This window comes from Arthrobacter sp. B0427-1-12, from assembly GCF_059092905.1.
The window spans coordinates 1-24613 of the sequence record NZ_JBNHIC010000047.1 but is presented as its reverse complement, the minus strand read 5'-3'; the positions used below and the strand labels follow the sequence as shown (position 1 = coordinate 24613).

The 24613-nt window shown below is 66.7% G+C and carries 22 protein-coding genes; 15 read left to right on the top strand and 7 right to left on the bottom strand.

Annotated features, from left to right (window positions below; all coding sequences use genetic code 11):
• Positions 1 to 200 precede the first annotated feature (200 nt).
• The 3 genes from AC5RWU_RS19595 (at position 201) to catC (ending at position 3222) form a co-directional block, all read left to right on the top strand.
• The gene (locus AC5RWU_RS19595; protein WP_494031571.1) at positions 201 to 1559 is read left to right on the top strand and encodes an MFS transporter; all 1359 of its coding nucleotides are present in this window, start codon (positions 201 to 203) and stop codon (positions 1557 to 1559) included.
• A 117-nt stretch (positions 1560 to 1676) separates the two neighbouring features.
• Complete coding sequence (locus AC5RWU_RS19590; RefSeq protein ID WP_494031570.1) at positions 1677 to 2903, top strand: acetyl-CoA C-acetyltransferase; 1227 nt, start codon at positions 1677 to 1679, stop codon at positions 2901 to 2903.
• 40 nt (positions 2904 to 2943) lie between these two features.
• Positions 2944 to 3222, top strand: coding sequence for a muconolactone Delta-isomerase (catC, locus tag AC5RWU_RS19585; RefSeq protein ID WP_494031569.1), 279 nt, complete (start codon positions 2944 to 2946; stop codon positions 3220 to 3222).
• 82 nt (positions 3223 to 3304) lie between these two features.
• Here the strand turns inward: catC and AC5RWU_RS19580 are convergent, their stop codons facing one another.
• Positions 3305 to 4210: a LysR substrate-binding domain-containing protein gene (locus AC5RWU_RS19580; RefSeq protein ID WP_494031568.1), complete on the bottom strand. Its 906-nt coding sequence runs from the start codon at positions 4208 to 4210 to the stop codon at positions 3305 to 3307.
• A gap of 105 nt (positions 4211 to 4315) precedes the next feature.
• Here AC5RWU_RS19580 and AC5RWU_RS19575 point away from each other — a divergent pair, with 105 nt between their 5' ends.
• From AC5RWU_RS19575 to AC5RWU_RS19550, 6 genes are all read left to right on the top strand, one after another.
• A complete protein-coding gene (locus AC5RWU_RS19575) occupies positions 4316 to 5239 on the top strand; it encodes a CoA transferase subunit A (RefSeq protein WP_494031567.1) in 924 nt (307 codons plus the stop codon).
• On the top strand, positions 5236 to 6009 hold the full coding sequence (locus AC5RWU_RS19570) for a CoA-transferase subunit beta (protein WP_494031566.1): 774 nt from the start codon (positions 5236 to 5238) through the stop codon (positions 6007 to 6009). Before AC5RWU_RS19575 ends, AC5RWU_RS19570 begins: the two co-directional genes overlap by 4 nt.
• A 14-nt stretch (positions 6010 to 6023) precedes the next feature.
• A complete protein-coding gene (gene pcaD, locus AC5RWU_RS19565; RefSeq protein WP_494031565.1) occupies positions 6024 to 6797 on the top strand; it encodes a 3-oxoadipate enol-lactonase in 774 nt (257 codons plus the stop codon).
• Positions 6798 to 6815: 18 nt separating this feature from the next.
• Entirely contained in the window at positions 6816 to 7919 is a 1104-nt protein-coding gene (locus AC5RWU_RS19560; protein ID WP_494031564.1) for a mandelate racemase/muconate lactonizing enzyme family protein, read from the top strand.
• Positions 7920 to 7959: 40 nt separating this feature from the next.
• A complete protein-coding gene (locus tag AC5RWU_RS19555) occupies positions 7960 to 8133 on the top strand; it encodes a hypothetical protein (protein WP_494031563.1) in 174 nt (57 codons plus the stop codon).
• 99 nt (positions 8134 to 8232) lie between these two features.
• Complete coding sequence (locus tag AC5RWU_RS19550) at positions 8233 to 9690, top strand: SLC13 family permease (RefSeq protein WP_494031609.1); 1458 nt, start codon at positions 8233 to 8235, stop codon at positions 9688 to 9690.
• A gap of 207 nt (positions 9691 to 9897) precedes the next feature.
• Here AC5RWU_RS19550 and AC5RWU_RS19545 read toward each other — a convergent pair whose 3' ends face one another.
• Together AC5RWU_RS19545 and AC5RWU_RS19540 are read right to left on the bottom strand one after the other, a co-directional pair.
• The gene (locus AC5RWU_RS19545) at positions 9898 to 10653 is read right to left on the bottom strand and encodes an acetoacetate decarboxylase (RefSeq protein ID WP_494031562.1); all 756 of its coding nucleotides are present in this window, start codon (positions 10651 to 10653) and stop codon (positions 9898 to 9900) included.
• An 80-nt stretch (positions 10654 to 10733) separates the two neighbouring features.
• On the bottom strand, positions 10734 to 10889 hold the full coding sequence (locus AC5RWU_RS19540; RefSeq protein ID WP_494031561.1) for a hypothetical protein: 156 nt from the start codon (positions 10887 to 10889) through the stop codon (positions 10734 to 10736).
• Between the two features lie 171 nt (positions 10890 to 11060).
• Between AC5RWU_RS19540 and hrpB the strand changes: the two genes are divergently transcribed.
• A complete protein-coding gene (gene hrpB / locus AC5RWU_RS19535; RefSeq protein WP_494037155.1) occupies positions 11061 to 13688 on the top strand; it encodes an ATP-dependent helicase HrpB in 2628 nt (875 codons plus the stop codon).
• 9 nt (positions 13689 to 13697) lie between these two features.
• On the opposite strand, the gene AC5RWU_RS19530 is transcribed toward hrpB, so the two are convergent.
• On the bottom strand, positions 13698 to 14699 hold the full coding sequence (locus AC5RWU_RS19530; RefSeq protein ID WP_494031559.1) for an AsnC family transcriptional regulator: 1002 nt from the start codon (positions 14697 to 14699) through the stop codon (positions 13698 to 13700).
• A 99-nt stretch (positions 14700 to 14798) separates the two neighbouring features.
• On the opposite strand from AC5RWU_RS19530, the gene AC5RWU_RS19525 reads away from it, so the two are divergent.
• The 3 genes from AC5RWU_RS19525 to AC5RWU_RS19515 are packed head-to-tail and all read left to right on the top strand — an operon-like array spanning position 14799 to position 17605.
• Positions 14799 to 15569 (top strand): DUF5058 family protein, encoded by a 771-nt coding sequence (locus AC5RWU_RS19525; protein WP_494031558.1) that lies wholly within the window; start codon positions 14799 to 14801, stop codon positions 15567 to 15569.
• 43 nt (positions 15570 to 15612) lie between these two features.
• On the top strand, positions 15613 to 16323 hold the full coding sequence (locus AC5RWU_RS19520; protein WP_494031557.1) for a hypothetical protein: 711 nt from the start codon (positions 15613 to 15615) through the stop codon (positions 16321 to 16323).
• Positions 16324 to 16375: 52 nt separating this feature from the next.
• A complete protein-coding gene (locus AC5RWU_RS19515) occupies positions 16376 to 17605 on the top strand; it encodes an amidohydrolase (RefSeq protein WP_494031556.1) in 1230 nt (409 codons plus the stop codon).
• An 80-nt stretch (positions 17606 to 17685) separates the two neighbouring features.
• Here the strand turns inward: AC5RWU_RS19515 and AC5RWU_RS19510 are convergent, their stop codons facing one another.
• Entirely contained in the window at positions 17686 to 18018 is a 333-nt protein-coding gene (locus AC5RWU_RS19510) for a hypothetical protein (protein WP_494031555.1), read from the bottom strand.
• A 33-nt stretch (positions 18019 to 18051) separates the two neighbouring features.
• Positions 18052 to 18174: a hypothetical protein gene (locus AC5RWU_RS19505; protein WP_494031554.1), complete on the bottom strand. Its 123-nt coding sequence runs from the start codon at positions 18172 to 18174 to the stop codon at positions 18052 to 18054.
• Positions 18175 to 18415: 241 nt separating this feature from the next.
• On the opposite strand from AC5RWU_RS19505, the gene AC5RWU_RS19500 reads away from it, so the two are divergent.
• A complete protein-coding gene (locus AC5RWU_RS19500; protein WP_494031553.1) occupies positions 18416 to 20107 on the top strand; it encodes a metallophosphoesterase family protein in 1692 nt (563 codons plus the stop codon).
• A 63-nt stretch (positions 20108 to 20170) separates the two neighbouring features.
• Here the strand turns inward: AC5RWU_RS19500 and AC5RWU_RS19495 are convergent, their stop codons facing one another.
• Positions 20171 to 21766: a serine hydrolase domain-containing protein gene (locus tag AC5RWU_RS19495; RefSeq protein ID WP_494031552.1), complete on the bottom strand. Its 1596-nt coding sequence runs from the start codon at positions 21764 to 21766 to the stop codon at positions 20171 to 20173.
• A gap of 268 nt (positions 21767 to 22034) precedes the next feature.
• On the opposite strand from AC5RWU_RS19495, the gene AC5RWU_RS19490 reads away from it, so the two are divergent.
• On the top strand, positions 22035 to 24461 hold the full coding sequence (locus tag AC5RWU_RS19490) for a multicopper oxidase domain-containing protein (RefSeq protein ID WP_494031551.1): 2427 nt from the start codon (positions 22035 to 22037) through the stop codon (positions 24459 to 24461).
• Positions 24462 to 24613: the final 152 nt, after the last annotated feature.

The window sequence follows — 24613 nt, the reverse complement described above, 5'->3', positions numbered from 1 at the left end:
CCCCGGTTCCACAGGAACCGGGGGCGCCGCTCTGATTGTGGGTAGGTCGACCGTAGGCATTCGGGGATACCTGCGGTCCCGGTATGGGAGCACTACCGGATGGATATTGGAAGTCGGCCCACAAAGGTCCGCATGATGGAACGCAGAAAGTTATCCGCATCACAGTTGGATGCTTCCCATCATTCATCGAAGGAGATGACATGCAGACCAAGACCGAATTGGGTGCAGCCCGGCGGAAGGCCGTTGCGGCGGCCGGGATCGGCAATTTCGTGGAGTGGTTCGACTTTGCCCTCTACGCGCAGTTCGCCACCATCATCGCGGCCCAGTTCTTCCCTTCCTCGAATCCCACCGCGGCACTGCTTTCCACCTTCGCGGTGTTCGCCGTCGGATTCTTCGCCCGCCCCCTCGGCGGCATCATTTTCGGCCACTTCGGCGACAAGCTCGGCCGCAAGGCGTCGCTGTCCGCCGCTGTCCTGCTCATGAGTGCGGCAACCATTGCAATCGGCCTGACTCCTACCTATGCCGCCGTCGGCGTGGCAGCGCCGATGCTTCTGGTGGCGTGGCGGGTTCTGCAGGGCCTGTCGGCCGGTGGCGAGTATGCCGGCTCCAGCAGCTTCGTCATCGAGTACGCACCCAAGGGCCGGCGTGCGCTCTTCGCCAGCGTGAACCCGGTGGCCACGGCCCTCGGTACGATCGGCGGCGCCGGGGTCGGCCTGGTGGTCACCGCCCTGCTGAGCTCCGACCAGGTCCAGGACTGGGGCTGGCGCATTCCATTCCTGATCGCCGGGCCATTGGGCCTGGTGGGCCTCTACCTGCGCTCCCGCGTGGAGGAGACGCCCGAATTTGAGGCGGTCCGCCGCTCCGGGGAAAAGGCGGAACACGCTCCGCTGGTCGAGGCCTTCAAGGAAGCCAAGGGCCGCATGGCGCTGCTGGTCGGGTGGGCGATCGTCAACGCGGTGGGCTTCTACCTGCTGAGCGGCTACATGATCGCCTTTATGACCCAGCAGGTCGGGTTGAGCCAGTCCCAGGCACTGACCGCCTACATCGTCGCTCTGCTGGTGTTCTCGGTTGCGAGCCCGCTGGCCGGCCTTGCAGCCGACAGCTTCGGGCCCCGGCGGGTAGCGATACTGACCGCGGCTGCGCTGGCCGTGGTCGTCCTGCCGGCCTTTGCCCTGATCGGGGTGGGCGGCCTCCTGTTCGCCATCCTGGGTCTGTCCCTCTACGCAGTGGTTGTGGGCGCCATCTCCACCTTGACCCCGCTGTTCATGGTGGATCTGTTCCCGACCCGCATTCGGTACACGGCCAGCGCCGTCGCCTACAACGTTGCCTACGCGGCCCTGGGCGGCACCGCCCCGTACGTTGCCACCTACCTGGTGGCCCGGACCGGAAACGGCGCCGCGCCGGGCTACTACGTCCTGGCCATCGCTGTCATCGGCGTCCTCGTCGCTGTCTTCGGACTCCGCCGGGTATACCGCCAGACCCCCGCCCAGCTGCGCGACGGCAGCCTCCTGCCGGCAGGCGAGGCTGGTTCCCGGGAAGCCCAGCAGGTCCGCGCGTAGATTCCGCCGACCGGTATTGGAGCGCTACCGAATGGATATTGGACGCTGCGGGGAGAGTCCCGGCAGGATGGAATTCACCGGAAAAATTTCGAGGAAAGAATCGGCTGGAAAGATTCGATGATGAATTTGCGCGAAGTGGTTATTTGTGATTCCGTCCGGACTCCCATCGGAAAAATGGGCGGGGCCCTGAAGAATGTCACTGCCCTGGAATTGGGGGTGAGCGTGGCCAAGGCAATTCTCGAGCGGAATGATCTCGACGGAAAATTCGTCGACGAAATTATCATCGGCCAAGGGTACGGCTCGGCGGATGCTCCGGCCATCGGCCGGGCCATCGCCCAGGACGCCGGCCTGCCGGATTCCGTTGGCGGCCTCCAGGTGGACCGGCGGTGCGGATCGGGCCTGCAGGCCATCCTTGACGCCGCCATGCAGATCCAGACCGGCGTCTCCGAACTGGTCCTGGCCGGCGGAGCCGAATCCATGAGCGCGGCGCCCTTCTACAGCACCACCGCGCGCTGGGGCGCCGGCCCTGACGGGCTCGGCTTCAAGGACTCGCTGGTGCACGGACGCATCCATGCTGGCGGCGTCACCAAGCCGATCCCGGGCGGCATGATCGAGACCGCGGAAAACCTGCGGCGTGAGTACGGTATCTCCCGCGAGGACCAGGACGCCCTGGCGGTGCGCAGCCAGGAACGCGCGCTGAAGGCAATTGCCGACGGCAGGTTTGACGACGAGATCGTCCCCGTCACGATCCGGGGACGCAAGGGCGAAACCGTCGTGGACCGGGATGAACATCCGCGGGAGACGACGCTGGAGTCCCTGGCCCGGCTGAAGCCAATCATGGGCAGGACCGATCCGGAAGCAACCGTGACCGCCGGCAACGCCTCCGGACAGAACGATGCCGCCGCCCTGTGCATTGTCACAACGGCGGAGACGGCCCACCGGCTGAACCTGCGTCCCGTTGCGTCCCTGGTGTCCTGGGCCCGGACCGGCGTGGCGGGCAGCGTCATGGGGATCGGCCCCGTTTCCGCCAGCCAGCTGGCGCTGGAACGGGCGGGCCTTACCCTGACGGACATCGATGTGCTGGAGATCAACGAGGCGTTCGCTGCACAGGTCCTGGCCTGCACCCGGGCACTGGGGCTGACCGACGCTGACCACGAGGAACGGATCAACGTCAATGGTTCCGGGATCTCCCTGGGCCACCCGATCGGTGCCACAGGTGCCCGCATCCTGGCCAACCTGGTCCGGGAAATGGAACGCCGCGACGCCACCTACGGACTGGAGACGATGTGCATCGGCGGCGGTCAGGGCATCGCCGCCGTTTTCCGGAACATCACCAACAACTGACCATCCACACAGCTTCACCAACAAAAGAAGGAGCACGACAATGAAGTACCTGGTTCAGATGACTGTTAACCCGCCCAAGGACATGGCTCCGGAGCAGTGGCAGGACATCCTCCGCCGCGAAAAGGAATACGGCCAGAAGTTCATGAAGGAGGGCAAGTTCGAGCACATCTGGCGGATCGTGGGCGAATTCGCCAACTACAGCGTCTTCGACGTCGAGGACAATGACGAACTGCACACCATCCTCTCCGGCTTCCCGCTCTTCCCATACATGGACATGCAGGTCACCGCGCTGGCCAAGCACCCGTCCGCGCTCAACTGACAAGCGGAACGACGGCGGCGGGCCACCTTCTTCGCGAAGGGGGCCCGCCGCCGTCGTTATGGACGGTCCAGCACCGCTCCGGTCAGGTTTGCCGGACGGTGACTTCCGGCAGTTGGGTATCCAGTGTTTCCAGGACGCGCCCCAGCGTCTGAGACTTATTCTTGGTGCGCCACCCCAAGGCGGTGTAGACAGCATCGGTGCTGTCCTTGATGGGCCGGAAGACGACCGAGTCCGGGTGCAGGTTTTCCAGTCCGGAGAGGGACACACTGACTCCGATGCCGCCGCCGACCAGGGACAGGATGGTGTAGGTGTCTTCCGCCTCCTGGACGATCCGGGGATTGAAGCCGGCTTCCACGCAGCGGTGGATCAGAAGCTCCCGCATGACCGAGCCCTGATAGGCCTCCGGCGCCACGAAGTCCTCGTCCCGAAGATCAGCGAATGCGATCTCCTTTTCACCTGACAGCGGGTGGTCTCTTGGGAGGACCGCGACCAGGCCGTGTTCCATGATCGGACGCGTCGAGATTCCCGCCCGCTGCACCGGCATCAGCATGATGCCCAGGTCCAGGTCGCCGTCAACTACGCGGTCCAGCACGATCGAAGAATAGGACTGCCGGCGGATCCGGACGTCGATGTTCGGATGGTGCTGATGCAAAGTCCTGATGATCCGCGGCAGGACCGCCCCGCCCAAAGCGCCGGAGAATCCGATGGTCACAGTGCCGAATTCGCCGTCCGAAGCGCGCTGCGCAGCCGCCGAGGCGAAATCCGCTGCCTCAAGTACCTTCCTGGCCGGCTCGATGAAGGACTGGCCGGCATGGGTCAGCCGGACGCCGCGTGAATGCCGCTCGAAAAGCTGGACCCCGAGCTCCCGCTCCAGTTGGTGGATCTGCTTGGTCAGCGGCGGCTGCGCGATGTGCAGCCGTTCCGCGGCCCGGCCGAAATGCAGTTCCTGTGCCAGGACCAAAAAGGACCTCAGCAGGCGAATTTCCATTGGTGATTCCTCGCTAAATATCGCTTCGATAGCCAAGCGGTATTGGACGATCCGAATGGCTGGCTGGAATTATTTTACCCAGACGTTATTCAGTGAGGAGTAATCGTGCAGCACGCAAAAACCATGACCATGGGTGAGGCGGTTTCTGCGTTTATCCGCAATGGCCAGTCAATTTCCATCGAGGGATTTACGCACCTTATTCCCGTGGCCGCCGCCCACGAAATTATCAGGCAGGAAATCAGGGACCTGACGGTGTACCGGATGACGGCGGACATCGTCGTCGACCAACTGGTAGCCGCCGGCTGCGTACGCAAGCTGGTCTCGTCCTTCATTGGCAACAGCTCCGTCGGGTCCCTGCATGAACTGCGCCGCCGGATCGAGCAGGCGGACCCCGAACCGCTGGAGTACACCGAATACAGCCACGGCGGCATGATTGCCCGGTACCTGGCCGGGGCCAGCGGCTTGCCGTTCTACCCGATCAACTCCTACGCCGGCAGTGACGTGAAGACGGTCAATGATGAAATCCGGGTAGTGGAATCGCCGTATGACGGCCGCAAGGTCCACGTCGTTCCGCCCATCAACCCGGATGTGACCATCATTCACGCCCAGCGTGCGGATGCCCGGGGCAATACCCAGATCTGGGGCCTGACCGGCATCCAGCAGGAGGCGGCGTACGCAGCGGAGAACGTCATCGTCGTGGTGGAGGAAATCGTCGACGACGAGGTCATCCGCGCCGACCCGAACCGGACGCTGCTGCCCTCGCACGCGGTCAGCGCGGTCGTCGAATGCCCCAAGGGAGCCCATCCGTCCTTCGTCCAGGGCTACTACGACCGGGACGGGGACTTCTACCGGCAGTGGTCCGCCATCAGCAAGGAGCCCGAGCTCCTGCAGCGCTGGCTCAAGGAATGGGTCCACGACCTGGAGGACCACGCCGCCTATGTAAGCAAGCAAGGGGACGGGTTCTGGGAGGCGCTGGCATCCCCGAACGTCCCGTCGAATCCAGTGAGCTACGGGAGCAGGAAGTCATGACCACTACAGCCGTCGAAACCACCAGTTCGGAACTTCTGGCCGTCGTGGCATCCCGCGAACTGGCCGCCACCCGAACAGTCTTTGCGGGGATCGGCCTGCCCACTCTGGCCGTGTCCCTGGCCCACCTGACCTGCTCTCCGGATATCGAGATCGTCTACGAAAGCGGTGTCTGCGGGGCACACCCGGCCAGCCTGCCGGAGACCGTCGCCGACTCGGTGCTGATCACGGGGGCGGAAGCCGTCCTGGATATGACGGCATTGTTCAACTATGTGCTTCAGCGCGGCCATATTGACGTCGGATTCCTCGGCGCCGCCCAAATCGACAAGTGGGGGAACCTCAACAGTTCCGTGATCGGCGCGTGGGATTCTCCGAAGGTCCGCCTGCCCGGCTCCGGCGGCGCGATGGAGGTCATGGCTAATTCCAAGGAAGTTTTCGTGGTCATGCGCCGGCATGAAAAGCGGTCGCTGGTCAACCGGCTGGACTTCTGTACCTCGCCCGGCCCGGACCGCGCGCTGGCCGAAGGCTTCTCTGCCCGGGGCGCCGGCGTGACCAAGGTGATCACCGAACTGGGGATCCTGGGCCGCAGCGGCCCCGGGGAGGAACTGAAACTGACCGCCGTGCACCCGGGGATCGACGTCGAACGCGTCATCGAGTCCACCGGCTGGCCACTTCAGGTCGCCGACGACCTCCAGACCATTCCCCGGCCCACCCCCGAAGAACTCAACCTGCTCCGGACCGAAGTCGATCCGGACAAGATCTACCTCCGCTAGAAAGGACCCATCACATGCTTAACTACGAAGCCTCCGGCAACCCCACCGGTCCCGTGCTGTTCATGGGCAGCTCCCTCGGCGCAACCCTGCGCATGTGGGAGAACCTGCTGCCCGAGCTTGAGCCGCACTTCCGCGTCGTACGCTTTGACACCCGTGGCCATGGCTTGTCCGCTGACAACGAGGCCGTACCGGCCGGCGAAGAATCCACCCGCACCGTCGCCGAACTTGCCAAGGACGTGATCGAACTCGCCGACGAGCTGAACATCGACGCCTTCCATTACGCCGGCCTGTCCCTGGGCGGCGCCATTGGGCAGGAACTGGCAGTCTCCTACCCCGAACGGATCCAGAGCCTGGTCCTGTGCTGCACCGCCGCGAAGTTCGGAGAACCCAAGCCGTGGCAGGACCGCGCCGCCCGCGTCCGTGCCGAAGGCATGGGCTGGCTGCGCCAGCCGAGCAGCGACCGCTGGTTTACCGAAGGCTTCGCCGAATCGAGCGAATTCGCCCAGATCCTGCTGGACGAGCTGGTGGGGCTGTCCGCCGACGGCTACGCAAATGCCTGCGACGCTGTCGCGAGGTTCGACGCCCGCGACCAGCTGGCGGAGATTAAGGCCCCCACCCTGGTGATCGCCGGAGCCGACGACCTGGCGACCCCACCCGCCGTCGTGAAGATCCTGGCCGACGGTATCCCTGGTGCCCGCTACCTGGAAGTCGAAGGGGCGGCCCACATCGCCAACGCCGAGCGGCCGGACGCCTTTGCCCAGGCCATCCGAAACTTCATCATCGGCTAGGCGCTGCGGATTCCACCGATGAAAATCCGGCACATAGAAACCATTCCCTACTCGATTCCCTACACCCGTCCCCTCCATTTCGCTGTGGGCTCCGTCCGTGAAGCCGAGCATGTCCTGTTGCGGATCCACACTGAGGAGGGCCTGGTGGGAACGGCGGATGTTCCGCCCCGGCCCTACACCTACGGCGAAACCCAGGATTCAATCATCGGCATCGTGCGGCGGGTCTTCACCCCGCTGCTGGTCGGCAGGGACGCATTCGACCGTGAGCTTATCCACAAGGATCTGGAGCGGACGGTGGGCAACAACGCCGCCAAGGGCGCCATCGACGTCGCACTCTGGGATCTCATGGGCCAGTCCCTCGGCGTGAGCTGCCACCGCCTGCTGGGTGGCTACACCGACTTCATGCGGGTGTCCCACATGGTGGGGATCGGCACGCCCGAAACGATGCTTGAGGACGCGCTGCGGGTACGGGAAGAACATGGCATCGGCGTGTTCAAGATCAAGGTGGGCCGCAGCAACATCGACGACGACGTGGCCGCCGTCGCCGCGCTGCGGGAAGGACTGGGCCCGGAGGCCGAAATCGGGCTGGACGCGAACCACGGCTGGACGGCCAACCAGGCGTTGGAGGCCATGGACCGGCTCTCCGGACTGGGGCTGACGGTGCTCGAGGAGCCGTGTCCGGCCAGCGAGGTGCTGGGGCGGCGCCGGATCGTGGAGCATACGCGGATTCCGGTGGTCGCGGACGAGAGCACGCCCACGCCCGGCGACGCGGCACGCGAATTGCTCGCCGGGGCATGCAACGCCATCAACATCAAGGTCACCCGGACGGGCTTCACACATTCGGCGCGGCTGGTGGGGCTGTGCGAAGGACTGGGCGTGGATGTACTGATCGGCAACCAGATCGATACGCAACTGGGTACCCTCGCGTCGGTCACTTTCGGTGCCGCTTTCGAATCCACCTCCCGGAGGGCGGGGGAGCTGTCCAACTTCCTGGACATGTCCGACGACCTGCTGGCGGATCCGATCCGGATCCGTGACGGGCGCATTGCGGTGCGCGACGTGCCGGGCACCGGGTTGGTCATCGATGAGGAGAAGCTGGAGAAATACCGGCAGGACAGGTAACCACAGAACGACGGCGGCACGATCGTGAAAGGGGCCGGACATGGAACATTGGAAGCTGATGCGTCAAATCGACGGTTGGGTCCGATCGGCCGCCGCCCTTATCGGCGACTGGACTGGGGCAATCGGCCAACGGCGTGACGACCTGTCCCGCTCCTGCGGTTGCTCCCGCGCGGACCTGCTGGTGGTGCCGGATGTTATCGCCTACTCGACGTGAATCTCCGCTGACATTCATCCATACAACGACGTAAGGAACAAGTATGACCAATGTCCTGCAAGTTAAGACCGACAGCCTGAGGCCTCAGCGGGTCAAAAACTGCCCGCCAAGCGGCTGATAGCCGTTGCCGTCGGCCCCTTGCTGGCGGTCGCTGTATTCTTCCTGCTGCCGGATTCCCTGGATGTTCAGGCCCGCACCGTTGCCGCGGTCACCGTCCTGATGGCGGTCTGGTGGATGACGGAGGCCTTCCCGATTCCGGTCACCTCGCTGATTCCGTTGGTCCTGTTCCCCTTCCTGGGAGTCGCGGACGTGGCCGATACCGCCGCACCCTACGCCAATCCCATTATTTTCCTGATCCTTGGCGGCGTCTTGTTGGGGTTGGCCGTCCAGCGCTGGAACCTGCACCATCGGATCGCCCTGCTGACCATCCTGGCCTTCGGAACGCGCCCCAGCCAGATTGTGCTGGGGCTGATGGTGGCCTCCGGCTTCATCTCTGCGTGGGTGAGCAACACGGCGACCGCGGTCATCATGGTGCCCATCGGTTTGTCCGTGATCCAGTTGGTCAAGTCCGTGGTGAAGACGAGTGTCGCCAAATTCGCGGCTTCCGTACTGCTGGGTATTGCCTACGGCATCACCCTGGGTGGCTTCGGAACACTCATCGGCCAGCCGGTCAACCCGCTGCTGGTTGCGTACCTTAGGGACAACCACAGCATCACCATCGGCTTCGGCCAGTGGATGCTGTTCGGCATGCCGTTTGCCATCATCTTCATTACCGTCACGTGGATGATCCTGGCCAAGGTGGTCTTCCGGGCGGAGATCGACGAAATCCCGGGGGGCCGCCAGCTGTTCCAGCGGGAACTCAAGGACCTGGGCGCCCTCGGTGTGGAGGAAAAGCGGGTGCTCGGAATCTTCGTCTTTGCCGTATTCGGCTGGCTGGCCTTGCCGTTCATTGCAGACATTCCGGCAGTGGCCCGCCTGATGCCTTGGCTGGGCAATGTGAATGACACCAGCATTGCAGTACTCGTTGGCCTGTTGACCTTCGTGGTGCCGGCTGCGCGGGAGAACCGGGGCGCTTTGCTGAGCTGGAAGGACACTGTGGAAGTGCCGTGGGGCGTCCTGCTCCTGATCGGCGGGGGCATGGCCATTTCGGCCCAGTTCACCGCGACTGGATTGAGCACGTGGATCGGTGAACAGATGAGGGTGATGGAGGCATTCCCGGCCATCATCCTGTTGGCGGGCATCGCACTCGTCCTGATCCTGTTGACGGAGCTGACCAGCAACACCGCCACTGCGGCGGCCTTCCTGCCGGTCATGGGTGCCGTAGCCGTTGGGACTGCGGTGGATCCGCTTCTGATGTCGATCACCGTGGCCATGGCAGTCACCTGTGCGTTCATGCTTCCGGTGGGGACGCCGTCGAACGCGGTGGCCTATGCCACCGGAGAACTGCAGCTACGGCACATGATCCGCGGCGGCGTCTGGCTCAACCTCATCGGCCTGGGCATCACCGTCGGAATGCTGTACACGTTCGCGCCGCTTGTGTTCGGCGTGGCGCCGTGAGGATCATTCCACGGCGGGTCACGGATCCAGACCTAGCACGCTAACGACGCCGGCCCTTAGGCTCCGTATGAACGGAACCCAAGGGCCGGCGCCGTAGTAGCCGGTCCGGTTGCGGTTGCCGTCGCTGCCGCGCAAACGCAGGTAGAAGGACCGGTCCACGTCCTTGAAGACGTGCGTCAGGGCGTACAGTCTCCCCTGGTCCGGCGCTCAGGATCGGGAGGCGTTGATGACGTCCAGGTAGTTGAAGACGGAATCGAAGCCGGCCAGAGTGAGATCGGTGAGGATGTGGCTGGAACCGACCACCTCCAGCACCGGCAGGTCTGCGACCGGGGCCATGACGTGCTGCAGCAGCTGCAGCCGGGCCGGACCCTTCCAGGATTCCTTGACCGTGACGTCCGTGATCTGGGTCCGCATGAGGTCGAAGGCGTGGTAGCCGCCGGACCTGTCGGCCACGATCTTCAGTCCGTACTGCGGTGTGCGGATTTGGTCCAGAGCTTCGGCGGGATCCATCGGCTCCCATTTGTAGGCCATCGTGGCAGTGGCCACCCGCTCGCTGACATACTCCAGGGTGCCGAGGAGTGCGCCGCCCTCAATGTGGAGCTTGGGGGAGCCTGGGACTTTGGGATAGGCGCCGAGCCCGCGGCCCGCGACGGTGGCGCCGAAGTTGTCCAGATACATGGCGTGCAGGTATTCGCCCGCGATGCCGCCGTAGGTCACCGGGATGGCCTGCCCGCATTCAGTGTAGGGGCCGTATCCGGCCACGTCGCCCATCCGCATGAACTCGAAGCGCACCATCGGCTCCTTCGGCTCCAGCGGCTCCGGCACGACCCGGCGCAGCATGTCGGGATCGGTGCGGTAGAAGATGTTCAGGTACTCGCGGTTGTAGAAGCGGGCCCGATGCAGAAAATAGGGCGGATTGATCAGCGGAGTCGTTGCGTGGTGGATGACTTCCTCGAGGCGCATCCGCCGTTCCCTTCGGGGATGCGGCACCCCCGCTTCCATGGGCGGAATCGGGGGTGCCGGCGTTGCTATTAATTTGGGTATTAGGCTTTCGACTTCCCCAGGCTCTGGATCTGGCCTGCCGGGAGCCCGCAGAGGTCGGCGAGCTCCTGGATCGGAACCCCCTCTGCCAGCGCCTCGCGGATGATGGCCCGCAGGTGCACCGCAGGATTGTGAAACTGGAATTGAATGGATGTCATGTCGGCTGTCCCCCGCCTTATTCCGTCCTTTGCAATGTGCTGGCGGTCACAGTGTCCGCCGCTCGCAAGGCACTAACCTACCTTCTCCGGGCGGCCCCTACCATCAGTATGCTTAGTATTTCCGGCGGGCAAGAACCGGCCCGGCAGAATAGAGGAGTGATTCCTCCGCCCGTGCCCCAAGATCCCGCGCGTCCCTGCGGCCCCTTCGACCTGGACGTCATCGGGACAGGCCTCACCTTCGCCGGATCCTTGGACAGCCTCGCAGCGGTGCTGGGGGAGGGTGCGCCGGCGGGCACTGCCGTGGTGCAGGCACCGCCCGGTACGGGCAAGACGACGCTGGTGCCGCCCCTGGTTGCCAACCTCGCCGCCGGCGCCGGCGGGACGGGCCGCGTGGTCGTCACCCAGCCCCGCCGTGTCGCCGCCCGCGCCGCAGCCCGACGCCTTGCCGCCCTCGACGGCAGCCGGCTCGGAGACCGCGCCGGCTACACCGTCCGCGGCGAACACCGCGCGGGCCCGGACACCCTGGTTGAGTTCGTCACCCCGGGCATCCTGCTGCGCCGCCTGCTCACAGACCCGGGGCTGGACGGTACCGCCGCCGTCGTCCTCGATGAGATCCACGAACGCGGGCTGGAGACCGACCTGCTGCTGGGCATGCTCGGCGAGGTCCGTCAGCTGCGCGGCGACCTGGTGCTCGTCGCCATGTCCGCCACGCTGGATGCCCCGCGGTTCGCTGCCCTGATCGGGGCGCACGACGGCGGCGGGCAGGCTCCCGTGGTTGACTGCCCGTCCGCACTGCACCCGTTGGAGGTGAGGTGGGCGCCGGCTCCGGTGCCGCGGCTGGACGGACGCGGGGTGGCCCGCGCCTTCTTGGACCATGTGGCGGACACGGCCGCCGCCGCGCACGCCGCGGCTGCAGCCCGGGACACCGCCATCGACGCGCTGGTGTTCGTCCCCGGCGCCCGGGAGGTGCAGCAGGTCGCGGGCCGGATCCGCGGCCGGGCCGGGACCGGTACCGAGGTGCTGGAGCTGCACGGGCAGGTTGACCCGGCCACCCAGGACCGCGCCGTTTCCGGCCGTGCACCAGGGGAAGCCCCGCGCATCATCGTCTCCACGGCGCTGGCCGAATCCTCCCTCACGGTCCCCGGGGTCCGGCTGGTGGTCGACTCCGGGCTCGCCCGCGAACCGCGCCGGGATGCGGCCCGCGGCATGTCCGGCCTGATGACGGTTTCCTGCTCCCGCGCCTCGGCGGACCAGCGCGCCGGACGGGCCGCCCGGCAGGGACCGGGCACCGTCATCCGGTGCTACGACCAGAAGATGTTCGCGGCCGCACCGGCCCACGCCACCCCGGAGATCGCGGTGGCGGACCTGGCCGGCGCCGCCCTGGTTCTGGCGTGCTGGGGCGCACCCGGCGGCGAGGGCCTGGCGCTGCCGGATGCCCCGCCGGAGGCCGCACTGCGCGACGCCGTGCGGGTCCTGCACGACCTCGGCGCCGTCGAGACGGACGGCCGGGCCACCGAGCTGGGCCGCACCCTGGCCCGCATCCCGGCCGACCCGCGGCTGGCCCGCGCCCTGCTGGACGGCGCCGGCGTGGTTGGCCGGCGGAGGGCGGCTGAGGCCGTCGCCCTGGTTTCCGGGGACCTGCGCGCGCCCGGCGCGGACCTCACCCGGCTGCTGTCCGCGCTGCGCTCCGGCAGGGACCCGTCGGCCCGCCGCTGGACGGAAGAAGCCCGGCGGATGGAGGGCCTCGTGCGGCAGGAGGGACCCGGCGTCGTTCTTGGGGCGGAGAAGTTCCCGCCGGTGGCGGACGCTGAGTCCGCCGGGTTCGTTATCGCGCTCGCGTTCCCGGACCGGGTGGCCCGCCGCACGGCGGGCACCGCGGGGGAGAGCTACCTGCTGGCGTCTGGCACACGCGCCGGGCTGCCGGCCGGCAGCCCGCTGACCGGGCACGAGTGGCTGGCCGTGGCCGAGGTGTCCCGGGCACAGGGCCGCGACGCCGCCGGAACCGGTGCTGTGATCCGCAGCGCGGCGCCGCTGGAGGCGGACACGGCGCTGGCCGCGGCCCGGCACCTGCTGACCGACCGGGTGGAGGCAAAGTTCGACGGCGGCCGGGTCACCGCCCGGCGCGAGCGCCGGCTTGGAGCCATTCCGCTCTCCTCCACGCCCGTCCGGCCGTCCGCCGACGAGGGCAGGGACGCGGTAGCCCGCGCGCTGGAGGAGGGCGGGCTGGGGATCATCGGATGGTCCCGGGAGGCCGACGCGCTGCGGCGCCGGCTGGCCCTGCTGCACCGCCAGCTGGGCGAACCGTGGCCGGACGTGTCCGAGCCGGCGCTGCTGGCCAGGCTGGACGAGTGGCTGGGCCCGGAGCTGGAGGCGCTGGCCGGCGGCGCGGCCGCGGCCGGGATCGACCTGGCGGACCCGCTGCGGCTGCTGCTGCCCTGGCCGGAGGCGGCGCGGCTGGGCGAGCTGGCGCCGGAACGGCTGGAGGTGCCGAGCGGATCGCGGGTGCGCATCGACTACCCGGATCCGGACGACGGCGGCCGGCCGGTCGTGGCGGTCAAACTGCAGGAGTGCTTCGGCTGGGCGGAGACACCGCGGCTGGTGGATGGCCGGGTGCCGGTGCTGTTCCACCTGCTGTCCCCGGCGGGGCGGCCGTTGGCCGTGACGGACGACCTGGCATCCTTCTGGTCCGGGCCCTACGCCCAGGTGCGTGCCGAGATGCGGGGTCGCTACCCAAAGCACCCCTGGCCGGAGGATCCGTGGACGGCGCCGGCCACGGCGAAGACCAAGCGGCGGATGTGACCGGCGGTGCTACCAGGCATCCCCGGGAACCACGACTTCGCCGGTGGCAGTGCCGTCCCGGTTCAGCAGCCAGCCGACGCGCTTGGGGATGTTGCTGATGACGGCGCTTTCGGCGAGAGCCAGATTCGGCAGCTTCTCGGCAACCGAGCGTTCCACGTTCATGATGTCCGCGGCCGTGTGCAGCCACATCATAAACGTGAAGTTGGTGCTGCCCGTGGTGGAGGCACAGAGCCGCAGCGTTCCGAAGGTAGCCAGCAGCCGGGCTGCGTCCGCATGCTCGGCGGCGGGAAGCCGTCCCATCCACTGGCAGACGATCGGGAATCCGGTCAGGCTTTGCGCAACTTCGCAGCGGAAGGAGAGGGTCCCGCTGCCCAGTACCTTCTGCAGTTGGCGCCGCGCGGTCGCAGGGTGCAGGCCGGCAGCTTCCGCTATGTCAGCCGCAGTGGCCCGGCCGTCGCGGCTCAGTTCCCGGATGATGGTTCCGTAGCTTCCCGGGGGCCGGCCGCGGTACGGAACGGGAGCCCCGGCGAGCTCTGCCAGGCTGGTCTGCTGGGAGGCGCTGAGTGACTTCAGGCGCCAGGCGTAGCCGCCCGAATGCAGCTTCGTGCAGAACGATGTCTCGTACCGTATGACACCCGGAATGCGGTCCAGCTGCGGGTACACGGATTCGCCGAGCCATGCCGGCGTCGGGGTGATCACCGTCAGCATCATGTCCCGGTTCTGGAAGCATTCCTCGACGGTGACGACGTCCGGAATGCGGCACATGGCTGCGATCACTTCCCGGCGGCGGGCAGGGTCGCATTGAACGTCGTGGAAAGACAGAGACATCTGCTCGGGATCACCGCTCGGGTGGGCCGTCACCCCGGCGGCGCCGGCTGAACGGAGCTTCTGCCAGCGATCCGCCAGGGAAGTGGGGTGCCTGCCGAGGACTTCCCCAATCTGGGTCCAAGGCAGGCGGGGCGCGATCTGCAGGGCGTTGATCAGCTGCAGATCGTCCTCATCGAGCCCCATCGGTCTCCTTGGATGAACGATTTTTCAGGATTAGAGAAATTCTATGCAGCTATTCAGGGATTTTTCTTTCTGTGGTGCACCTCACTCCAGAATATTCCCATGCCTCATTCCTCAGTCGCCGCCGCACTGCCTCTGGACGGCAGTTCCACGGATATCCTCGCCCTAGCCAACATGCCGGTCCTGTGGATCTGCGGCCTCGGCGTTTTCGCCGTCATCATAGTCCAGTCGATCATCTACATCCGCGCGGCGCGGAAGGCCGCGCCGGCGGTCGGCATGACGCTGCAGGAGCTCAAGACTTCCTTCCGTTCCGGTGCCGTGGCCGCCATCGGCCCGTCCCTGGCCGTGGTCCTGGTGGCCATCGCGCTGCTGGCGCTGTTCGGCACCCCCGCGGTGCTGGTCCGCATCGGCCTGATCGGCTCAGCCGCGTATGAGACGGGCGCAGCCAACATCTCCGCGGCCACCCTGGGCGCAAGCCTGGGCGGGGAAACCTACACCCAGAACGTCTTCGCGGTGGCGTTCTTCGCCATGAGCCTGGGCGGCTCCATGTGGATGCTGGCCACACTGATCTTCACCCCGCTGCTCAAACGCGGCGAGCACCGGCTGGCCAAGGTCAATCCGCTGATCATGACCGTGGTTCCGGCTGCCGCACTGCTGGCGGCGTTCATTTCTCTGGGAGTGGCGGAGATCCCCAAGAGCAATGCCCACCTGGTCACTCTGCTGGCCTCGGCCGCTGTGATGGGCGTCTGCTTGTTCCTGGCCAAGTCGCTGAAGAAGTCCTGGCTGCGCGAATGGGGCCTGGGCATCGCGATCGTCGCCGGCCTGTTCGTCGCCTATGCCTCCCACACCGCCGGCCTCGGCCCGGCTGCCTAGCCCTGTTGCGTAACGGCCCGGTCCGGACAGAAGGAACAACACCATGAGTGCAACCATCACCACCACCACCGGCAGCGCCGCTGGCATCGACGAGTTCGACCGCACCACCTCCCGCTGGGGACGCCTGACCATGATCGCCGGGCTGATCATCTCCCTGTCCGGCCCCCTCTACCTGGTCTTCTTTGGCAACCTGGACATCAGCCAGACGCAGCTCTGGACGGCCTTCGCCGCCGTCGCCGGCACGTTCTTCGTTATCTGGCTGGTCGAACCGCTGACGTACTTCCCGATCCTGGGCCCGGCTGCCATGTACCAGGCCTTCATGATCGGCAACATCTCCAACAAGCTGCTGCCCTCAGCCCTGGTCGCCCAGACCAACATCGGCGCCAAGCCCGGCACCCGGCGCGGGGATCTGGCCGCGGTGATGGCCATCTGCGGCGCGGCCGCCGTCCACCTGCTCTCCTTGCTGGTCTTCGTCGGTGTCCTGGGCACCTGGCTGATCAGCGTCGTGCCCCCGGAGATCATCGCCGTGGCGCGCATCTACGTCCTGCCCGCCGTGATGGGTGCCGTGATCATCCAGGCGATCGTGTCCATGAAACAGCTGCGCCCCACCATCATTGCCATCGCCGTCGTCCTGGTCATCCAGTTCGTCCTGCTGCCGCTGGTGCCCGGCCTGGCCATGGTCTCCACCGCCATGGCCGTGATCAGCACCATCCTGATTGCCTGGTTCGCCCGCAACCGGAAGACCGCGGCGTAGCATCGGGGCAACGGCCCGAAGAAGTGAATGATCAACTGTGAATGAGGAAACGATGACGACAACGCTCCCGGAACTGCAGCTTACGGAAGCGCAGCGTGACCAGATGCACCATCTCTACCGCCACCTGCACGCCCATCCGGAACTGTCCATGCAGGAACACCGGACGGCGGCACTGATCCGCGAACAGCTCACCGCCCTTGGAATCGAGAATTTCATCTGCGGAGGGACCGGCGTCGTCGGCGTCCTGTGCAACGGCGAGGGACCCACGGTTGCCTTCCGGGCGGACACGGACGGCCTGCCGCTCAAGGAGGACACCGGCCTGGCCTATGCCAGCACGGACACCGGTGCGCTGGAGGATGGGACGGAGGTCCCGGTGATGCACGGCTGCGGCCACGACACCCATGTGGCGGTCCTGCTCACCGCCGCCCGGCTGCTCGCCGAGGCCACGGACGCCTGGTCCGGCACGGTGGTCTTCATCTTCCAGCCCGGCGAGGAGACCGCCGCCGGTGCCAAGGCCATGGTGGAGGACGGCCTGTGGGAGAAGGCGCCCAAGCCGGAAATCATCTTTGGCCAGCACGTGATGCCCAACGAGGCCGGGACCATCAACGTCACCCCCGGCGCCGCGATGACCATGGCGGATTCGCTCAAGGTCACCATCCTGGGGCGCGGTTCGCACGGTTCGCAGCCGCAGGATTCGATCGATCCGATCGTGCTCGGCGCCCACATGGTCACCCGGATCCAGACCATCGTCTCCCGCGAAGTCCACCCGATGAAGCCGGCTGTGGTCACCATCGCCACCTTCCACGGTGGGCTGAAGGAAAACATCATCCCGGCCAGCGCGGAATTCACGGTCAATATCCGCACCTTCGACCCCGCGGTCCGCGAGCAGGTGAACGCGTCCCTGCGCCGGATCGTCAAGGCCGAGGCCGCGGCCTCCGGAGCCCCCGAACCCCTCATTGAGGAGCTCTACACCTTCCCGCTGAACTACAACGATCCGGAGGCCACCGCCGACGTCGTCCGTGAACTGCGCGCGGTGCTCGGCGAGGACACGGTCAGGGAAACGGCACCGCTGATGGGCTCGGAGGACTTCGGTGCGCTGGGTGAGGCGATCGGCGTCCCGTCCGTCTTCTGGTTCTTCGGCGGCCACAGCCGGCAGACACTCGACGCCGGCGGACCGGTTCCGATGAACCACTCCCCGTTCTTTGCGCCCGTCATGGAGCCGACGCTGTCCACCGGTGTCCAGGCAGCCGTGAGCGCCATCCTGTCCAAAGTCGGGCGGTAGGCCCGAACAGAACAACGACCAGAACAACGGCGCCGGAACCTTAGGTTCCGCCGGAGACGGAACCTAAGGTACCGGCGCCGTCATGCGCGTTCTCCCAGCCGCCGGTCCAGCCTGCGCCAGAAGTCATCGACCATGACTTCGAAGGCGCCGGTGGCCGCGTCGGTTTCATTGTTGATCAGGTGGTCGTAGGCCAGCCCGTAGAACGAGGCGACCAACAGGCGGGCATCGTCGGCGGCGTCTTCCGGGTCTACCCCCCCCTGGGTGGTCAGGAAGGTCCGCGTGTGGTTGATCCAGTGCTGGAAGTTCTGCCGGGCGGCGCCGGACGGGTTCTGTTCCACCAGTTCATGCATCGCGGCTTCGAGACCCAGCCGCTCCAGGTGCCGGGTCCTCTCGTGTACCAGCCAGGTCCACACCTCGTGGAGCCAGTCGTTGTAGTCCGCACGGCTTCAGGTCTGGACATCCGGGCGCTGGAGCGCGGGGTCGCGGGCGTGGAGGCGGGAGGAAATCTCCTGCATCAGCTGCTCCCGGTTACCGAAGTGGTAGACGAGCACATAGCTGCTGACGCCCAATCCGGCGGCCAGGGTGCGGAAGCTGCGGATTCGGGGGTCTAGCCATTAAGGCACCGTACGGGGTTCTTCGGCGTAAAAGGATGCCTGACTCTGGAAAAGCGGCAGGGTTATGGAAAAGCAATGTTCGTGGCGGACCTGCGCCCTCAACGAGTTCACCGGAACTTCCTCATCCGTCCCCCTCCGGTTCGGCACGGAAGCCTAGCTTCAAGGGTGTCACATCACTCGCACGAAAGGCACCCCCATGCTTTCCGCCAGACAACGCCACGGTGCGCTCGGCAGCGCACTGGCGCTCGCCGTCGTCCTTCCCCTCACGCTTGGTGCCACGTCCGTGGCGACCGCGGCCCCGGAGCCCAGCGTCCATAAAGCCAAACCGGTCAACACACAGCCGACCGACGGCGTCCTCTACCGCCAGAACTTCAACGACCTGGCCAGGAACCTCGAGGCACGCTCCAGCGATCCCGACATCACGGACGGCACCGTGGGGTACACTCACGCCGCGCCCAAGGGCTGGAGCGTGGAGGTCGACCCGTCGATGGAGAACATCGGCGTGGATGAGTGGCGCGGTTGGTCCTTTACCACCCGCGAATTCTGGGTCGACGCTGAGGACCAGATGCGCAACCGCTTCGCCCGGGCGGACAACATCATGGCTGTGGCCGATTCGGACGAATTCGCCGACCGCAGCAACGCACCCCACGATTACCGGACCACGCTGGCCTCGGAAGAAATTAAGGTTGCCGGGGAATCCGCCGTGGAGCTGAGCTTCGACTCCCACTACCGCGGTTGGACAGGCCAGGCCGCCACGGTGACCGTTGAGTTCGACGGCTCCGGGCAGGAAACGGAGATCATGCGCTATGACAGCTCCTCCGTGACGGACAACTATGACGGTTCGGTCATTAACGCCAACGAGACCATCGCCGTCGACGTGCCGGAGGGTGCCAAGAGGGCCGTCTTCCGCTGGAACTTCCAGGCCGAGGCGAACAGCTGGTACTGGGCGATCGACTCCGTGTCTGTCCGGGGGACAGCGCCCGCCGCGGCAGGGAAACCGACCAGCGCATGGGTGGTCAGCGACATCCAGGGCCACCCCCAGGATCTGGCCCATGCGCTGACCGATCTCAACGAAGTCCGCCCGGACGCCGCCGGCATGCTGATGGTCGGCGACATCGTGGCCTCGGGCAGTGAAGCCCAGTGGGACGAGATCAACGCGGTCATGGAGCAGGCCGAACCGATCCTGCCCGGAACCGTCGCGGCGGCGATCGGCAACCACGAAAGCTACACCGGCGAACCCTGGGAGGTGCTGCGCGACCGTTTCCTGGACTTCGCCGACCGCGACCGCGTCTGGGATGAGTACGTGCTGGAGGGCGCCGGCGGCGAGGTGCCCGTCCTGGTCCTCGGCCAGGAAGAATCCCGCCCGCCGGAGGTGCCCATGTCAGCCGAGCAGATCAGCTGGCTGAAGGAGCGGCTGGCGCACTGGACGAAGCAGGGGAAGCAGGTCCTGATCATCTCCCACTTCCCGCTGGGCGATACCGCCTCGGCGTCATGGATCCCGTGGTACCACAACAGCTATGAGCACAATGACCAGCTGACCGCGATCCTGGGCGACTACCCCAACGCCGTCATGCTTAACGGGCACACGCACTACCCGTTCGAGCTCGGCGACTGGGCTGCGCAGCGCCGGACCGCCGGCGGCCACCCGGACGGTTTCTGGGCCGTGAACACCGGCGCCATCCATGTCGAATGGGATGCGCGCGGCGAGGACACCGCCGGCATCAGCGAGATCGTCACCCGGGACATCAACCGCGGCCTGACCGTGGACGTCTACGCGGACCGCATGGTCATCGATGCCCGCGACTTCGGCGTGGCCGGTGCCAACGGCAGCAATGACGTCAACGGCGTGGTCCGTTCAGTCACCATCCCGAACCCGCTGGCCAAGTAGCCGGCAGGGATGACGGCGGTACCCGGGTCTTCCCGAAAAGGAACCCGGGTGCCGCCATCAAAACTATTTGCACGCACTCCACGGTAGGTAAAGAAGTCGACGCCGGAACAGCAGGACAGTCCTCGGCACGGGCCAGAAAATCGCCAGCGCCAGCGCCGGGACCAGGGTGATGCCGATGTCGGGGATCTGGCGCACGATCGAGATCAGGGGGACGGCGAACTGGGCCGGCACCTGCACCAGGCACAACCAGACCAGCAGTACATCGAGGAGCAGGGCCGCGGCGGCCAGGACGGCCACGCGCCACGTGGCCGCCGCAGCCCGCTTCCGGCGGATGACGGCAAGCGAGACCGCCAGGCTCCCCAGTTCCGCGAGCAGCAGCCCCAGCGCGGCCGCCCACCCGTAGCGCTGCAGCGGGTCCTCCAGGAGCTGGACCGGAGCCGGGGCCTGCCCGTGCAGGATCCGCAGGACGTTGCGGTCGATGGCCTTGAGCCGCGAGGGCGCGGACGTGTCGCTGCCGTTCATGACCAGGGCGACGCCCAGGCCGGAGTCCGGGACCATGGCCTGGTAGATATGCGTGTTGCCCCATTCGCCCTGGTGCTCCAGCAGCAGGGGGAGACCGGCACCTGCTGCGGGAGGCGCCGTCGTACTTACGGATTCAACGAGCGGGCGCGCGAACCAGCCCATGGCGTATTCCTGCGTGGCATCCACCCGGATCCCGGGCGCCAGCAGTGTTGCCACGCTGCCGGGGCGGAGGATGCGGCGGTCCTGGTAGCGTCCGCCGGCCAGCAGTGCGGTCAGTTCGCGGCCGATGTCCTCAGCGGAGGCATACAGCGAGATCGACGCCATTCCGGTGGTCGGTGCAGGCGTGCGGGTGGGCAGCCAGAATGTGCTGAACCAGAGCGCATGGCCGGTGGCCAGGTTGTCGGCGCGGGCGGCGGCGCGGGTGGTGTGGCTGTGGATCATCCCCAGCGGCGCGAAGACCTGCTCCTCCACGTAGTCCCCGAACGGCTGGCCGGCCACCGTCTGCACCAGCAGGCCCAGGACGTTGTAGTTGTCGTTGGAATAGGTGAATGCCTCACCCGGGGTGCCCACGAGGCTGGCGCCGGCCAGGTCCCGCACGCCCTGCTCGATTGCGCCGGCGTCCTGCGTGTCCCAGGCTTCGAATCCCGAACCGTCCGCGGTGGACAGTCCGCTGCTCTGGTGCAGCAGATGGCGGACCGTGATTGCCGGGAACCGCGGGTCCTCCAGGCTCAACCACGGCAGGTAGGAGACCACCGGTTCGTCCAGTTCCAGCCGGCCCGCCTCCACCTGCTGCATCACCGCGATGGCCGTCAGCGACTTGCTGGCGGAGGCCAGCAGCACCGGCGTTTGGGCGGTCATCGGCCGGTCTGATTCACCGGCGCGCCCGAAGGCCGCCTGGTGTACCTGCCGTCCGTCCTTAATAACGACGACGGCGGCACCGGGGACCCCGATGGCCGCCAACTGCTCGCTCAGGTAGGCGTTGACGGTTTCGTGGACCGGGTCCGTTGCTGCGGAGGGTTCGGCTGCCGGCAGGCCGGATGGGGCCGGGATGCAGCAGGCCAGGACGAAGCCGGCCAGAAGGCAGGCCAGCAGGAACCGTACCGGGGAACGGCGCGGCCGCCGGATAATCTCACGCATGCCCGCCTCCGACGTATCGGATGGATGGTTCCTTCACCGTAGATCCGGGCCCCGGCGGGCACAATGGCGGAACGGACCCTGTCAACGGACCGCCGCCGAACCCAAGGTATTCCCAAGAGCAGTCGTGTATGGGTAGGACTACGACGCTGAGCAAAAGCATCACGGCTGGGGTTGCTGTCCTTGGCTGGGGGCGTGACGTACTGCCTGCCCGGATGGTTGGGCACTTCCGGGTGCGCAGGAAACTTTTTAGCTGGGCAAGGTGGGCCAGATGACCAATGACAAGATCGACCGCCGGAATCTCCTGGGGATTGGCGCGGCGGCCGCAATGCGGTCCGGGGCGACGGTGCCTTCCGCGCCGGGTGTGCTCGATGTCTATATTAATGAGGGTTTCCTGCCGATGGTGGACGGGTCCCTGGTCTATCACCGCGGCTTCGGTGACCGTCCGGCGGCGGCCAATGACCCGGAGGCGGCGCTGCGGCTGGCCCCGCATGTCTTCACCGCCGGCGGCCAGGTCGTGGCCAGCCGGCATTATCCGCTGGAGGCGGCTTTGCCGCCGCACGGGCGGCCCCTGCCTTTGGGTCCGGATCCGGAGAATCCGCACCATTACCTGGTCCGGCGGGCGTACTGGGCCAGTTTCTTCCCGCCCCGGACCCTGATTGCCGAGACCGGCTCCACTATCCGGCTGCGGGTGCACAACACCCTGGCCCAGCCGCACCAGCTGGTCTTCCATGATGTGGGTCCCGGCGGCAATGAGCTGGAGCCGCGCGGTGTGGACGTGGGCACCGGGCCGATTGCCCCGGGGGCGGTCGGGGAGGTGGTGCTGGACGCCCCGGAGCCGGGCACCTACATTTTTTCGGATCCGGGCAACGGGCCGGTCGAGCGGGTGCTGGGGCTGCACGGTGCGCTGGTGGTGATCGATCCGGCCGATGCGTGGCGGCTGGCCCCGGGCCGGCTGGAGTTCGAGCGGCAGTGGCTGTGGATCTGCCACGATATCGTGCCCGAGTGGGCCGCGGTCGCGTCCCGGGGCGGCACGGTGGACCCGGACGCCCAACCGGCCTATGTCCGCTACTTCACCCTGAACAACTACGCGGGTTTCCAGTCCCTGGCGGTGAGCACCGACAAGGAGCTGAACGAGCGCCGGCACGAGGACACCCTCCCGTCCGGCTTCCCGCGGCAGGGTGATGTCCGGGACCTGAGCGCCTCCCGGTTCCCGGGCACGGTGCGTACCGGGCAGATGATCCGCATGGTCCACACCGGGATCGTGGACCACCAGCTGCACTTCCACGGCAACCACGTCTGGATGGTCCGGCTGGACGGAACGGACTACCCCCGCACGGGCGGACGGGTCGATGGGACCGGCCACGTCGCCCTGCAGCAGTGGGAGGACACGGTCTCCCTCTTCCCGATGGAGCGCAAGGAAGGCCTGCTGCCCTGCCGTCGCCCGCCGGAGGTCACCGATGCGGTCTGGGAGGCGCGGACCGCCGACTGGAAGTACCCGATGCACTGCCACGCCGAACCGTCCCAGACCGCCGCCGGGGGCCTGTATCCGGGCGGTATGGTCGCGGACTGGGTCCTGGCCGCCCAGGAGGAACCGGAGGAACACGGGCTCTATCCCAGCCAGGTGGACTTCGCCGCCAACCAGCCGCACGAGGGCAGCCCGGAAACGGAGTTTCCGCAGCGGCCGGATGTTTCCGTCGAGCTGGATTTCTTCAACCGGAAGCTGGAATTCCCGGACGGCTCCGAATATGAGGTCTGGAGCTTCGAGGCGGGGGACTCAGGCCGGGCCCTGCCGGGCCCGCTGGTGCGGATCACCGAAGGACAGATCATCCACGCCACGCTCAAGCCCAGCAAGAAGGTGCACACCATCCACTGGCACGGGATCGAACCGGACCCGCGCAATGACGGGGTCGGCCACACCTCCTTCGAGGTGTCCGGCCACTACACCTACCAGTGGCGGCCCGAGCCCGCCGTCGCCGGCAGCCCGAACGAGGGCACCGCGGGAACCTATTTCTACCACTGCCACGTCAACACCCCGCTGCACGTGCAGTACGGCATGTTCGGGCCCATCATCATCGACCCGCCCAACCACGATGACGTGACGCTTCCCGGGGCCCGGCGGTCGTTTGTGGACGGGCCCGAATACGACATTGCCACCGAAACCCTGATCGGCCCCTACTCGCTGGATTCGCGCTGGCACGACCTGCACCATGCCGCCGGCCTCTCCGGTGAGGACGCCGGCCTGAACAACTTCGAGGCCGACCACTTCTACCTGCTCGGCGGCATCATCCCCGAACGGCCGGCCGGCGAGCATGTCTGGAGCATCTCCGAAATGCGGGCCAATGTGGACGGCAACGGCCGCGCCCCCACCCTGGTCCGTTGGGTCAACGTGGACTACTTCCCGACTGTGACACGGTTTTTCGATGCGGCCGGAAACCGGGTGCGGATGGCCGAGCTGATCTCCCACGACGGCCGCCCCTTCCGGGACACTTCCAGCCCTACCGGACCGGCCACTCCCGTGGCCGTCACACCGAACAACCGGCTGTTCACCAGTGTTTTTGCGTCCGGAGCGGCCGAAAAGTACGACTTCCTGCTGCACCCGCCGGCCCCCGGGCAGTACCGGATCCAGGTGGAATTCCTGACCTGGCGGCCCGGCGGACTGAGGGCCACCCGCACCGTCACCGTCATCGCCGAGTGATTGTTCCAGGTTCCCGCTCGGCGGGAACCTGTTCTGAGGCTTTGCTGAATGTGACGCCGATCAGGCGGCGGCCATGGCTTTGTGCAGGAATTTGTTCAGGATGTTGCCGGCGGCGCGGACGGAGGCCTGCGGGGTGCTTTTGTGCTGGTTGG

Bases quoted from the DNA above. Each gene is read 5' to 3' on its own strand.
- AC5RWU_RS19595 (WP_494031571.1), top strand. From the start codon at position 201: ATGCAGACCAAGACCGAATTGGGTGCAGCCCGGCGGAAGGCCGTTGCG.
- AC5RWU_RS19590 (WP_494031570.1), top strand. From the start codon at position 1,677: ATGATGAATTTGCGCGAAGTGGTTATTTGTGATTCCGTCCGGACTCCC.
- catC (WP_494031569.1), top strand. From the start codon at position 2,944: ATGAAGTACCTGGTTCAGATGACTGTTAACCCGCCCAAGGACATGGCT.
- AC5RWU_RS19580 (WP_494031568.1), bottom strand. From the start codon at position 4,210: ATGGAAATTCGCCTGCTGAGGTCCTTTTTGGTCCTGGCACAGGAACTG.
- AC5RWU_RS19570 (WP_494031566.1), top strand. From the start codon at position 5,236: ATGACCACTACAGCCGTCGAAACCACCAGTTCGGAACTTCTGGCCGTC.
- pcaD (WP_494031565.1), top strand. From the start codon at position 6,024: ATGCTTAACTACGAAGCCTCCGGCAACCCCACCGGTCCCGTGCTGTTC.
- AC5RWU_RS19560 (WP_494031564.1), top strand. From the start codon at position 6,816: ATGAAAATCCGGCACATAGAAACCATTCCCTACTCGATTCCCTACACC.
- AC5RWU_RS19555 (WP_494031563.1), top strand. From the start codon at position 7,960: ATGGAACATTGGAAGCTGATGCGTCAAATCGACGGTTGGGTCCGATCG.
- AC5RWU_RS19545 (WP_494031562.1), bottom strand. From the start codon at position 10,653: ATGCGCCTCGAGGAAGTCATCCACCACGCAACGACTCCGCTGATCAAT.
- AC5RWU_RS19540 (WP_494031561.1), bottom strand. From the start codon at position 10,889: ATGACATCCATTCAATTCCAGTTTCACAATCCTGCGGTGCACCTGCGG.
- AC5RWU_RS19530 (WP_494031559.1), bottom strand. From the start codon at position 14,699: ATGGGGCTCGATGAGGACGATCTGCAGCTGATCAACGCCCTGCAGATC.
- AC5RWU_RS19525 (WP_494031558.1), top strand. From the start codon at position 14,799: ATGCCTCATTCCTCAGTCGCCGCCGCACTGCCTCTGGACGGCAGTTCC.
- AC5RWU_RS19520 (WP_494031557.1), top strand. From the start codon at position 15,613: ATGAGTGCAACCATCACCACCACCACCGGCAGCGCCGCTGGCATCGAC.
- AC5RWU_RS19515 (WP_494031556.1), top strand. From the start codon at position 16,376: ATGACGACAACGCTCCCGGAACTGCAGCTTACGGAAGCGCAGCGTGAC.
- AC5RWU_RS19500 (WP_494031553.1), top strand. From the start codon at position 18,416: ATGCTTTCCGCCAGACAACGCCACGGTGCGCTCGGCAGCGCACTGGCG.
- AC5RWU_RS19495 (WP_494031552.1), bottom strand. From the start codon at position 21,766: ATGCGTGAGATTATCCGGCGGCCGCGCCGTTCCCCGGTACGGTTCCTG.
- AC5RWU_RS19490 (WP_494031551.1), top strand. From the start codon at position 22,035: ATGACCAATGACAAGATCGACCGCCGGAATCTCCTGGGGATTGGCGCG.